We start from the raw sequence: 12,025 nt of genomic DNA on the forward strand, positions 1-12,025 counted from the left end.
CCTTTTTATTATTTTTGAATATAAACTTCCCATTCACCATTATCCACTTCAATTACTTTTATTTCATAATTATTTTGTTTTGCCCATTCCTCTGCCATAACCCCAATACAACTTTGATCTGAGTGTAAAACTACAATATCTCCAGTTTTCATTTTTTTTAATTCTTGACTTGCTCTAACTAAAGGTATTGGACAGGGCTCATATAGACAATCTAAATCCTTTACTTCCATAACTGTGCCTCCATTATTTTTCCTCAAAATTTCTCTTTTCCCTAAAAGAAAGGAATTTATATATAATTATAAGTATAATTATTTGTATTGCTATTGCAATTCTTATATCAATATATTCAGGAAAATAAATAACTTTTGAATTTTTAATAATTTTATCATACCAAAAGGAATAATCTTTAGCTCCTAAAAGATTTCCTATTATCATTCCTATAAATACTATCCAGGGAAGAGCATGTCCCTCACCTATTCTCATAAGTATTCCTGATGCACAACCACCAGCTATAACCATGCCTATACCAAAAATTAAAGCTCCTATAGCTATGTGCCATCCAAAAGAAGTAACGTTTCCAGGAATATTGTCATAATTCATAATATTTCCTTTAAGATAATAATACTGTATTATTCCAAAGCCTAAAGTATTAATTATAATAGTAATTATTACTCCTCTTAAAAGTTTTGTATTATTAAATAAAAAGGGGTCTCTAAAAGCCCCACACAAACAAAATCTAGATTTTCTTAATACAAAACCAATAACTATACCTATAAACCAATAAAAGACATTATCAGGATTCATTTTCCATAAAATAATGCCTACTAATAAGCTTATCATACATATACTTATTGCCTGTGGAATTTGATTTTTCTTTTTTACATATACCTTATGGTCATTGTGCCTTTTTTGAATAAGCAAATCTATATCCTTAGACATGTTATCCCCCTTATAAAAATATTAATGCTTTTTTTCTTTTTATTCATTCACTATTTTAAATTTATAAATATACATTTATTTTAATCTATTAATGAAAATACTTCAAATTATAATAATTATATTGAATCTTCCTATTTTTATAATTTCTCTATTGTTTTTCTTTCATTTTTTTTATTGCATATTTTTTCTCTTCTTTTTTCTAATTCTTTTTCTATACCATCTAATTTTATTTGTTTTTCTGCCATTAAAACCATTATGTGATAGGCTAAATCACATATTTCTTTTATCAGTTCCTCTTTGTCTTCATTTTTAGCAGCTATAATTACCTCTGAACTTTCTTCTCCGACTTTTTTTAATATTTTATCCAATCCTTTTTCAAATAAATATCCAGTATAAGAACCTTCTATGGGCTTATCTTTTCTGTCCTCTATTATATTAAATAAACTATCTATAACATTATTTTTATTCATAATTTGTCCTTAGTGATCAGATGTTTATAAATTACATCAAACCACCAAATACTCACATCCTTCCCCCTATCCATTTTATAACATCAATTTCTATATGTAATTTTTCTATTTATAAATAATACATTTATATTAATGTTGTATAAAAGCAACTTCTATTCCCAGTATGACATGCCGGTCCAAGTTGCTCTACTTTAATCAATAGAGTATCTCCATCACAATCTATATGAATACTTTTAACATATTGAAAATGACCTGAAGTTGCTCCCTTATTCCAAAGTTCTTCTCTAGATCTACTCCAGAACCAAGTAGTATTAGTTTCAATAGTTTTTTCTAGAGACTCTTTGTTCATATATGCTAACATTAAAACTTCCCCTGAGCAAAAATCCTGAATAATAGTAGGTATAAGATCTGATCCTTTTTTAAAATCTATTTTCTTTGATATCTTCTGTAAATTCATTTTTATCCTCCATCTTAATCTATAACCATATAATCTAACATCCTTTATTTAAAAATATGCAGATGAGAGTTACAATATATATTTGTAATCATTTATAATCTTTATATAGAGTGGAACTTAACTATAAAATCTTAATAATTCAAATATAAAAAACTAAAGTCTTACACTAAAGTCTTCTTTTTTTAAATAGTTTTTAACTTCCTTTATGCTCAATTCTTTAAAATGAAATAATGAAGCTGCTAATGCTGCATCTGCTGAACTTTTTTCAAAAATTTCTCCAAAATGTTTCAGTTTTCCGCATCCTCCTGAAGCAATTACAGGAATATTTACTGCCTTTGAAACTTCATTTGTAAACTCTAAATCATAACCTTCTTTTGTACCATCTGCATCCATACTTGTTAATAATATCTCACCGGCTCCTAATTTCTCGACCTTTCTTGCCCACTCTATAGCATCAAGGCCTGTATCTATTCTGCCTCCATTTATAAATACATTCCATCCATCCTTATCTTTTCGTTTTTTACCATCTATAGCCACTACAACACATTGTGATCCAAAACATTCTGCTGCCTTTTTTATAAGTTTAGGATTTCTTATAGCGGATGAATTAACTGATATTTTATCTGCCCCAGCTCTTAATATATCTCTAAAATCATTTATATTTTTAATTCCCCCTCCTACAGTAAGAGGGATAAATAGTTTCTCTGCTGTTTTTCTAACCACATCTATCATTGTAGCTCTTCCTTCATGAGTAGCTGATATATCTAGAAATACTATTTCATCTGCTCCTTCTTTGTTATAAAACTCTGCTATTTCTACAGGATCACCTACATCCTTTAGATTAACAAAATTAACTCCCTTTACAACTCTACCCATATCTACATCTAAGCATGGTATTATTCTTTTTGTAATCACATATAATCCTCCTTTTTAGCATATTTTAAACCTTCTATTTTTCTAATTATATATATTTTTTTTCATAACTTTATACTTCACCAATACTTTTGCTTCCTATATTTTAAATCTATTATTCTCATTCATATCTTCTAAATATATATGTTCTAATATATACTTTTTATATATTTTCATTTATATAGTAACTATAATTTATTTATAATCTTCTTTATTTTATCTATAAAAATCTCCATTTCTTCTTTAGAACCTATACTAACCCTTAAATAATTACTTATTCTATCTTTATTAAAGTATCTAACAAGTACATTTTCATCCCTTAGCTTTATAAAAATATCTTCAGCTTGATATGTATCATGAGTAATAAATATAAAATTAGCTTTAGATGGTATGATTTTAAATCCTATTTTCCCTAGTTCATTTATAGTCCAATTTCGTATTTTTATTACTTTTAGTGTACATTCCTTAAAATATTCTTCATCCTTTATGGCTTCTATAGCTGCTAAAGATGAAATCCTATCTATTGTATAGGAATTAAAAGAATTTTTTATCCTATTTAACCCCTCTATAAGCTCCTTTTGTCCTAAAGCAAATCCTATTCTCATTCCAGCTAAAGATCGAGATTTAGATAAGGTTTGTATTACTAAAAGATTAGGATAATCCTTTATAAGACTTACTGAAGATTCTCCTCCAAAATCAATATAAGCTTCATCAACCATAACCACCTTATTTATATTATCCTCTAAAATTTGTTTTATTGAATCTAAGGAAAGATACAATCCTGTTGGTGCATTAGGATTTGTTATAATGGCCCCTCCTTTTGTATTTTTAAAATCTTCAATATCTATAGAAAAATCTTCTCTAAGTTTTACTAATTTATAATCTAATTTATACAAATTTGCATAAACAGGATAAAAACTATAACTAATATCTGAAAAAACTACAGTCTCTTCTGGATTAAAAAAAGTTAAAAAAGAAAGGGCTAAAACCTCATCAGAACCATTCCCTACAAAGACTTCTTCCTTACTTAAATTGTAGTAATTAGCTATAGTTTTTCTTAAGGCATCACAATTAGGATCTGGATATAATCTTAAATCATCCTTGGCAGCATTTTTTATAGCCTGCAATACCTTAGGTGAGGGAGGATATGGATTTTCATTAGTGTTTAACTTTATAATTTTCTTATTTTTAGGTTGTTCTCCACATACATAGGGTTCTATATTTTTAGTTATATTGCTCCAATATTTGCTCATCTAGAACTCTCCTTGTTTATAATTTTAATAGCTTCATTCAAATCAATCTTCCCTGAATATATGGCTTTACCTGCAATGGCTCCATAAATATCCATTTCTTTTATAACCTTTAAATCCTCTATATCTTTAATACCTCCTGAAGCTATAATATTACAACTTACACTCTCATTTAGTTTTTTAAGCTGATTTAAATTAGGACCCTTTAAAGTCCCATCTTTACTAATGTCCGTAAATATAATATTTCTAACCCCTATCTTTTCCATTTCCTTAGCAAAATCTATATAGTTTGTACTACTTATATTTAACCATCCATTTATAGCTACCTTTTCATTTTTAGCATCTATTCCTATGGCAATTTTTTCATCATATTTTTTCACAGCCTCTTCAACAAGTTCTCTATTATTTAATGCAGCTGTACCTAATATTATCCTTTCAATTCCTGCATCTATAAGCATATCTATTGTATTTAAATTTCTTATTCCACCTCCAAGCTCTACAGGTATATTAATTGTTTTTATTATGGAAGAAATTATAGATAAATTTTTAATTTCTCCAGTAAGAGCTCCATCTAAATCCACTACGTGTATATATTCCGCTCCATTTTCTTTAAACTTTAGTGCTACTTCTATAGGATCTTCCGCTACTACCTTTGAAGCTTTAAAATCTCCTTGATATAATCTAACACATTTACCCTCTTTTAAATCTATGGCAGGTAAAATTATCATTTTATCATCTCCCCAAAATTACTTAATATTTTAAGTCCTATATTCCCACTTTTTTCAGGATGAAACTGTATTCCATAAATATTACTTTTGCTTACTATCCCCGGTACTTCTATTTCATGTTGGGAATAGGCATTTAATATTCCTTCCTCTTCAATTTTTGCGTAATACGAGTGAACATAATACACATAACTGTCCTCTTTTATACCTTTAAGTATTGGAGAATCCTTACGAAAACTTAAACTATTCCAACCCATATGTGGTATTTTTAAATTCACTTTCATTTTTTCTATTTTCCCTTTTAAAAAGCCTAATCCCCTACAGCTTTTAACCTCTTCACTTTCCTCAAATAAAAGCTGCATCCCAAGGCATATTCCAAGTAAAGGTTTATATTTTTTTACTACTTCCTCTAAAACTTTATCAATGCCATTTTTTTTAATATTATTAATGGCATCTGGGAAAGCTCCCACTCCTGGTAATATTACTCCATCACTATTTAAAATCACTTCTCTATCTGATGTGATTACAGACTTTATACCTAAAAAATTAAGTGCATTTTCTACACTTTTTAAATTCCCCATGCCATAATCCACAATTGAAATCATCTATTTTTCCCCCTTATATTTCTTTTTTAATGTCATTAACTTTATAATATTCCCCATTACTCCTTATAAAGTTTGTAATATTTAATAGTAAAAATAATTGTTTCTAAATATAATTCATATTTATTATTTCTATAGTATGCCTTTAGTAGACATAACTCCATTTATTCTTTTATCTTTATCCACAGCTTCTCTAAGAGCTCTACCTAAGGCTTTAAAAACCGCTTCTATCATATGATGATTATTTTTACCATATAGTACCCTAGCATGTAGAGTTATTCCAGCGTTAAAAGCCAATGCTCTTAAAAATTCTTCCACTAATTCTGTGTCCATTCCCCCTAATTTGTCTACAGTAAAGTTAAAATCACATACTATATATGGTCTTCCACTTATATCTATAGACACACTGGCTAAGGCTTCATCCATAGGAACAAAGCTAGTTCCATATCTTTTAATACCTTTTTTATCCCCTAAAGCTTCTCTAAAACTCTGACCTAAAACTATCCCTACATCTTCCACGGTATGATGAGAATCTACCTGTAAATCACCTTTTGCCTCTAGTTTTACATCAATAAGTCCATGCCTTGCCATAAGATTTAGCATATGATCAAAAAAACCTATGCCAGTTTTTATATCATATTTTCCTTCTCCATATAAATTAATTTCCGCCTTTACTTCTGTTTCTGAAGTTTTTCTATAAATCTTAGCTACACTTTCTTTCATAAATTTATCCTCTTTTCCATGGTGTATAAATTTTATTTAATAATTATAAACTGTTCCAATTGTATTTTTTATAAGAAACACATTAAACTACTATTTATTTAATAACCACCACTTATTAATCTTTGTTGATATTAAACCTAAACTTGAAGTTAAAAATTTTTGTTATCAAATCTTACCCTTATAGAATTTGCATGAGCAGTTAATCCCTCTGTTTCAGCCATGATTATAGTAATATCCTTTACTTTTTCTAATGCCTTTTTGGTATAGTATGTAAAACTTGATTTCTTAATATAATCATCTACTGAAAGAGGTGAAAAAAATCTTGCACTGCCGCTAGTAGGCAATACATGATTTGGTCCTGCCATATAATCCCCCAATGGTTCTGGAGCATATTTACCTAAGAATACAGAACCTGCATTTTTAATTTGTCCTAAAATAGTGAAAGGTTCCTCTGTCATAATCTCTAAATGTTCTGGTGCTATATCATTAGCAAGTTCTATAGCTTCTTTTAAATTATCTACTGCAAAAATAGCACCATAATCTTTAATGGATGTAAGTATTATTTCTTTCCTTGAAAGATTTTTTATCTGTATATTCAATTGCTTTATTACCTTTTGTGCTAATTTTTCAGAGGTAGTAACTAAAATTGAGGATGCCAATACATCATGCTCAGCTTGAGACATAAAATCTGCTGCTATAAATTTAGGATCAGAACTTTCATCTGCTATAATCAAAATTTCACTAGGTCCTGCTATCATATCTATATCCACAAAGCCATAAACACTTCTTTTTGCCATAGCCACATATATATTGCCTGGGCCTACTATTTTATCCACTTTTGGTATGATTTCTGTCCCATAAGCTAAAGCTCCTATTCCTTGTGCTCCTCCTACTTTGTATATTTCATCAACTCCTGCAATATTAGCAGCTACTAAAATATTAGGATTAATACTTCCATCCTCACATGGAGGAGTTATCATAACTATTTTTTCTACTCCTGCTACTTTAGCTGGAAGGGTGTTCATTAATACTGAAGAAGGATAAGCTGCTGTTCCTCCTGGAACGTATATGCCTACAGTCTCTAGAGCTCTAATTTGCTGACCTAAAATTATTCCATCTTCCTTTGTTACCATCCAGGATCTTTGTTTTTGCTTCTCATGATAAAACCATATATTTTCTTTAGCAATTTTTATAGCCTCTATAAATTTTTCATCAACTAATTCATAAGCCTTTTTTATTTCTTTTGGAGTAACCCTAATATTTTCTAAATTTATTTTTTTACTATCAAATTTATTAGTATATTTTATTAATGCTTTATCCCCATTTTCATTTATGTCCTCTAGTATTTTTTTTACAGAAATAATTATATCCTTTTGGACTTCCTTTGACCTGCTTTTCAAACTATTCATACACTGTTGTTTATTGTCTTCACTTATTTTAACTATATCTATCATTTTTTATCTTTAGTGAGAGTATATAACGATTACACCCTCCACTAAATACCCCCCTTTCTTTTTTGTCCTTTCCTATTGTTTTATTACTTCACTTACATTTTCAATTATTTTTATAATTTCATCTTTTTTTGTTTTCATACTAGCTTTATTTACTATCATTCTTGCACTTATTTCACATATATCTTCCACAACTACTAAGCCGTTTTCTCTTAAAGTGTTTCCTGTTTCTACAATATCTACTATGGCATCTGCAAGTCCTACAATAGGTCCTAATTCTACGGAGCCTTCTATCTTAATTAATTCTACATCCATGCCCTTTTTTCTAAAATATTCCCTTGCTATGTTCGGATATTTAGTAGCTATTTTTTTCCTATTGTATCCTTGATCTAATTTAAAACTAGGCAATGCAGCTAAAGCAAATTTACACTTTCCTACATTCAAATCTAAAACTTCATAAAACTCCTTATTTGCTTCCATTAAAGTATCCTTTCCCACAATCCCCATATCCGCAGCGCCATATTCTACATAGGTTTCTACATCTTTAGCTTTAACTAAAAAAAAATCTATATTATATTCTTCATTTTCACAATTTAAAATAAGTTTTCTTCCTTTATCCTCTAATTCTCTAGTATTAATATTAATAGTTTTAAATATTTCAATAGCTTCCTTTTCAAGTCTGCCTTTGGTTAATGCTATTTTTACCTTTTTCAATGTAATCACCTATCCCCTCACTAATTACAACATTAATAAATCTTCAATTTCATCTTTTTCTAAAAAAGCTATTTTATCTGATTTTAAATCCTTAACAAATAGTTTTTCTTCTCCTGTAAATCCTATAATAAAATCTATACCTTTCTTCTTTGAGTATATTAAAATTTCTTTATCATCATCTAAAAGACTTAATTCACATATAATTTTTTTCGTCTTTAGCTCTTCCATAAAATCATATGCTTTTCTTAAAAACTCCTCTTTGTAAGATATTAAAACTTTCTTATCTTTATCTATAGATATTGTATTTTGTTTCTTTAAAGCAATCATTACATCATCTACATTAATGGCAAATCCTATAGCGGGGAGTTTCGCTCCAAAATGTTGAATTAAATTATCATATCTTCCTCCACTTAATATAGAGCCCCCTACTTCTTCTACATAACCTTTAAATATAACTCCTGTATAATAATCTATGTTTTGAACCATTCCAAGATCAATGGATATATATGATCCAAGTCCTATATCTTCTATGGATTTATATATGTTATATATATCATTTAAAGATTTTAAAGCCTTTTCATTTTTAGTTAAACTCTTAGCCTTTTCTATAATTTCAATACCTCCAAATAATTTAGGCAAGTTCTCTATAATTTCAAAATCATTCTTTGAATACTTTGAAATTATTTCATCTAAAAATTTTTTAAGAGCTACATAATTTTTGTTTCTTATTATTTCTTTTAATTTTTTTAAATTTTCTTCCTTTATTCTCATATTCTCTGTTAGAGCTTCAAATAATCCAGCTTCTCCTAGTTCTATTTTGAAATTTCTAAGCCCCAAGCTTAAAAGAGCATCTATAGCTGTAACTATACTATCCACATCAGATTTTATTCCCTTAGTTCCAATTATTTCAATTCCTGATTGAGTTATTTCTCCTAGCTTCCCATTTAATTTTTCATTAACCCTAAATATATTTCCTGTATAGCAAAGTTTAAGTGGATATGTACAATCCTTCATTTTAGTACCTGTAATTCTCCCTATCGGAGTAGTCATATCTGGTCTTAAAACAAGAATTCTACCTAAATCATCAAAAAGTTTATACATTTTTTCTTGAGGTATAGCTTGAATATTAGAATTAAATACATCATAAAATTCTAATGTAGGAGATATTATTTCAGAGAATCCACTATATTTATAAATTTTTCTTAATTGATCCTCTATATTTAATTTTATATTGCTCTCTTCAAATAAAATATCTTTCATACCTTCCGGTATATACTTATTCCAATTTTCCATTCTATCCCCTCACTTTATTGATTTATTAGTTTATCTGAGTAAAGTGATAAATTAAAAATATATTATCATTTCTTTTTACTACTGTCAATACAATTTTTTGCTTTTTCAAAGCCAACTGCTTTGAGAATCATAGATTCATATACAGAATCTTATACCCACAGTTTAATAAACTACAAATTCATCTCCTAGTCTTATACCTATAGAAACCATTCTTTTCTTTATTTATAAAAAAACTGGCTAACATTAAAATAGCTATCAATCAAACTATTTATACATTATTTTTTATAGATAAAACATTGTATTTTCACCAATTTTATTTTTTACAAATAAAAACGAAATTTCAATAAATATTTACTCTTATTTTCCACAAAATAGAAAACTCCTACACTAATGTATAGGAGTCTTTGTTTTTAAAAATATATTTTTCTACAGTAAAATTTCTCAAACCTAAAACTTACTTTAAAAATTCTTCAAACTCTTCTTTTGTAGGATAAGAAGTTTGAGTGCCATATCTTGTAACACTAAGGGCTGAATAAGCTGTTGCTTTTTCAAGAGCTAATAATATGTTTTCTGTAGCTACATAATAATGTGCAAAACATCCAATAAATCCATCACCAGCACCGGTGGTGTCTACAGCATCAACTTTACGTGCTTTTATAAAATGCTCTTCATCTTTATTAATCCATAGTAAACCTTTGCTACCCATTGTAACAATTACATTTTTAACCCCTTTATCCCCAATGAAATGAGCAGCTTCTTTTATATCTTCTATTGTGTCTACAGGTTTATTTGTTAAAATCTCTAATTCTGTTTCATTTGGCACAAAGAAATCGCATTTATAAACATAATCGAAATCAAGTTCTTTTGTAGCAGGAGCAGGATTTAACAATACAGGAATATTATTTTTATTAGCAAAATCTATAGCATAATAAACAGTTTCTAATTCAATTTCCAATTGTAAAATAATTAAAGAACACTTTTTCAATTCTTCACTTGCATCATCTATATCTGTAGGAGATAAATTTTTATTGGCACCTTTAATAATTAAAATACTATTTTTAGATTCTCTATCAACAAAAATAGGTGCAACTCCACTAGCTTGATTTTTTTGAACAGTTACAAAATCTGTATTTACACCATTGCTTTTAAAATTTTTAATAGTGTTTTGTCCAAATAAATCATCTCCAACTTTACTTACCATCATAACATCTGATTTTAATCTTGCAGCTGTAACGGCCTGGTTTGCTCCCTTACCCCCACATCCCATTTTAAAATCTGGTGCTTCTAAAGTTTCACCTTCTTTAGGCATTCTATCAATATAACTTATTAAATCTACCATATTTGAACCAATAACTGCAATATCCATTTTTAAGCACTTCCTTTCAATATTTAATGCAGTACATCCTACATCTACTTATTTTAGTATTTACTTACTTTATATTGAAAGCTTGGAGTTCTATTTAAATAATCAGCTAGGCATCTCTTAATATCGTTCATACTCATTTAAATCTCCTCCTTTATACGTTGCATTAAGCTATGTTTAGCTTTACGAAATACATAATAATAACTTACTTCTATAAAATATGAACTTAATAATTGTTTTTTAATATAAACTGATATGTAATTATATAAAATATAACTTTAGTTTTTTATCCTATAGATTGCTAATCTGTTATAAAAAACAAATTAACAATCTATAATATTATGTTTATTTTACAAGTTCTACTCCACAACTTGCACCGATTCTTATGGCACCATTTTCAATCATGGCTTCCATTTCTTCTTTAGTATGGATTCCTCCAGAAGCTTTAATACCCATATCTTTACCAATTGTTTCTCTCATTAATTTAATATCTTCTGGTTTTGCTCCACCAGTTGAGAATCCAGTTGAAGTTTTTACATAATCTGCGCCTGCTTCTTTAGCTAAAGTACATGCTTTTACTTTTTCTTCTTCTGTTAATAAACATGTTTCTATAATTACTTTAACTAATTTATCCTTTGATGCTTCTACAATTTTTTTGATTTCTTCTTTTACATATTCATCATTTCCTGACTTAAGTTGTCCAACAGAAATAACCATATCTATTTCATCTGCACCATCTTCAATAGCAACTTTTGTTTCATACACTTTAGAAGCGGTCGAAGTTGCTCCAAGTGGAAATCCTACAACAGTACAAACCTTAACATCTGTATCTTTCAAATTTTTATGCGCAAGCTTAACCCAGCTAGGATTTACACAAACTGATGCAAAATCATAAGTTTTAGCTTCTTCAATAAGTTTTAAAATATCTTTTTCTGTTGCTTGCGGTTTTAATAGTGTGTGATCAATATACTTAGATAATTTCATAATTTATAGCCCCTCTCACTTTTTTTATTATTAAACATTAATTATCTTTTACTTTTGTTTCAAAATTATTTTGTGCTTCTTTGTATCCTCATAATAGCACTCATTAGAACAAAAGTAAATATTAGTTTTTTCTTTTGTTCTA

At 28.3% G+C, this 12,025-nt stretch carries 14 protein-coding genes; all 14 read right to left on the minus strand.

The annotated features are described in order from the left end of the window. Positions 1–8: 8 nt before the first annotated feature. The 14 genes from ACYUEW_RS08175 to deoC all read right to left on the minus strand — a co-directional run bounded on the left by ACYUEW_RS08175 (position 9) and on the right by deoC (position 11,883). Positions 9–230, minus strand: coding sequence for a sulfurtransferase TusA family protein (locus tag ACYUEW_RS08175; RefSeq protein ID WP_003360814.1), 222 nt, complete (start codon positions 228–230; stop codon positions 9–11). Positions 231–243: 13 nt separating this feature from the next. Continuing rightward, positions 244–939 (minus strand): YeeE/YedE thiosulfate transporter family protein, encoded by a 696-nt coding sequence (locus ACYUEW_RS08180; protein WP_460276551.1) that lies wholly within the window; start codon positions 937–939, stop codon positions 244–246. A gap of 137 nt (positions 940–1,076) precedes the next feature. Continuing rightward, positions 1,077–1,409 (minus strand): phosphoribosyl-ATP diphosphatase, encoded by a 333-nt coding sequence (gene hisE, locus ACYUEW_RS08185; protein ID WP_460276552.1) that lies wholly within the window; start codon positions 1,407–1,409, stop codon positions 1,077–1,079. 124 nt (positions 1,410–1,533) lie between these two features. Then, positions 1,534–1,866 carry a phosphoribosyl-AMP cyclohydrolase gene (gene hisI / locus ACYUEW_RS08190; protein WP_460276553.1) on the minus strand — a complete coding sequence of 111 codons (333 nt, stop codon included), beginning with the start codon at positions 1,864–1,866 and terminating at the stop codon, positions 1,534–1,536. Positions 1,867–2,019: 153 nt separating this feature from the next. After that, the gene (gene hisF / locus ACYUEW_RS08195; protein ID WP_460276554.1) at positions 2,020–2,781 is read right to left on the minus strand and encodes an imidazole glycerol phosphate synthase subunit HisF; all 762 of its coding nucleotides are present in this window, start codon (positions 2,779–2,781) and stop codon (positions 2,020–2,022) included. A gap of 185 nt (positions 2,782–2,966) precedes the next feature. Continuing rightward, entirely contained in the window at positions 2,967–4,031 is a 1,065-nt protein-coding gene (hisC, locus tag ACYUEW_RS08200; RefSeq protein ID WP_460276555.1) for a histidinol-phosphate transaminase, read from the minus strand. Further along, positions 4,028–4,756, minus strand: a complete 729-nt coding sequence (gene hisA, locus ACYUEW_RS08205; RefSeq protein ID WP_460276556.1) for a 1-(5-phosphoribosyl)-5-[(5-phosphoribosylamino)methylideneamino]imidazole-4-carboxamide isomerase — start codon at positions 4,754–4,756, stop codon at positions 4,028–4,030. The genes hisC and hisA overlap by 4 nt, the downstream gene beginning before the upstream one ends. Beyond that, complete coding sequence (hisH, locus tag ACYUEW_RS08210) at positions 4,753–5,358, minus strand: imidazole glycerol phosphate synthase subunit HisH (RefSeq protein WP_460276557.1); 606 nt, start codon at positions 5,356–5,358, stop codon at positions 4,753–4,755. Before hisH ends, hisA begins: the two co-directional genes overlap by 4 nt. Positions 5,359–5,487: 129 nt before the next feature. Beyond that, positions 5,488–6,078 (minus strand): imidazoleglycerol-phosphate dehydratase HisB, encoded by a 591-nt coding sequence (hisB, locus tag ACYUEW_RS08215; protein ID WP_460276558.1) that lies wholly within the window; start codon positions 6,076–6,078, stop codon positions 5,488–5,490. A 149-nt stretch (positions 6,079–6,227) separates the two neighbouring features. Next, on the minus strand, positions 6,228–7,532 hold the full coding sequence (gene hisD, locus ACYUEW_RS08220; protein WP_265204011.1) for a histidinol dehydrogenase: 1,305 nt from the start codon (positions 7,530–7,532) through the stop codon (positions 6,228–6,230). 72 nt (positions 7,533–7,604) lie between these two features. After that, positions 7,605–8,243, minus strand: coding sequence for an ATP phosphoribosyltransferase (gene hisG / locus ACYUEW_RS08225; protein ID WP_045517511.1), 639 nt, complete (start codon positions 8,241–8,243; stop codon positions 7,605–7,607). A 24-nt stretch (positions 8,244–8,267) separates the two neighbouring features. Then, positions 8,268–9,536: an ATP phosphoribosyltransferase regulatory subunit gene (locus tag ACYUEW_RS08230; protein WP_460276559.1), complete on the minus strand. Its 1,269-nt coding sequence runs from the start codon at positions 9,534–9,536 to the stop codon at positions 8,268–8,270. A gap of 454 nt (positions 9,537–9,990) precedes the next feature. After that, positions 9,991–10,902: a ribokinase gene (gene rbsK / locus ACYUEW_RS08235; protein WP_257411808.1), complete on the minus strand. Its 912-nt coding sequence runs from the start codon at positions 10,900–10,902 to the stop codon at positions 9,991–9,993. 342 nt (positions 10,903–11,244) lie between these two features. Then, positions 11,245–11,883 carry a deoxyribose-phosphate aldolase gene (gene deoC, locus ACYUEW_RS08240; RefSeq protein ID WP_460276560.1) on the minus strand — a complete coding sequence of 213 codons (639 nt, stop codon included), beginning with the start codon at positions 11,881–11,883 and terminating at the stop codon, positions 11,245–11,247. Positions 11,884–12,025: the final 142 nt, after the last annotated feature.

The organism is Clostridium sp. CTA-1, from assembly GCF_054768215.1.

Excerpts from the sequence above, each read along its gene's own strand:
- hisI (WP_460276553.1), bottom strand. The coding sequence starts at position 1,866 with ATGAATTTACAGAAGATATCAAAGAAAATAGATTTTAAAAAAGGATCA.
- hisC (WP_460276555.1), bottom strand. The coding sequence starts at position 4,031 with ATGAGCAAATATTGGAGCAATATAACTAAAAATATAGAACCCTATGTA.
- ACYUEW_RS08230 (WP_460276559.1), bottom strand. The coding sequence starts at position 9,536 with ATGGAAAATTGGAATAAGTATATACCGGAAGGTATGAAAGATATTTTA.
- ACYUEW_RS08180 (WP_460276551.1), bottom strand. The coding sequence starts at position 939 with ATGTCTAAGGATATAGATTTGCTTATTCAAAAAAGGCACAATGACCAT.
- hisB (WP_460276558.1), bottom strand. The coding sequence starts at position 6,078 with ATGAAAGAAAGTGTAGCTAAGATTTATAGAAAAACTTCAGAAACAGAA.
- deoC (WP_460276560.1), bottom strand. The coding sequence starts at position 11,883 with ATGAAATTATCTAAGTATATTGATCACACACTATTAAAACCGCAAGCA.
- ACYUEW_RS08175 (WP_003360814.1), bottom strand. The coding sequence starts at position 230 with ATGGAAGTAAAGGATTTAGATTGTCTATATGAGCCCTGTCCAATACCT.
- hisD (WP_265204011.1), bottom strand. The coding sequence starts at position 7,532 with ATGATAGATATAGTTAAAATAAGTGAAGACAATAAACAACAGTGTATG.
- hisE (WP_460276552.1), bottom strand. The coding sequence starts at position 1,409 with ATGAATAAAAATAATGTTATAGATAGTTTATTTAATATAATAGAGGAC.
- hisH (WP_460276557.1), bottom strand. The coding sequence starts at position 5,358 with ATGATTTCAATTGTGGATTATGGCATGGGGAATTTAAAAAGTGTAGAA.
- hisA (WP_460276556.1), bottom strand. The coding sequence starts at position 4,756 with ATGATAATTTTACCTGCCATAGATTTAAAAGAGGGTAAATGTGTTAGA.
- rbsK (WP_257411808.1), bottom strand. The coding sequence starts at position 10,902 with ATGGATATTGCAGTTATTGGTTCAAATATGGTAGATTTAATAAGTTAT.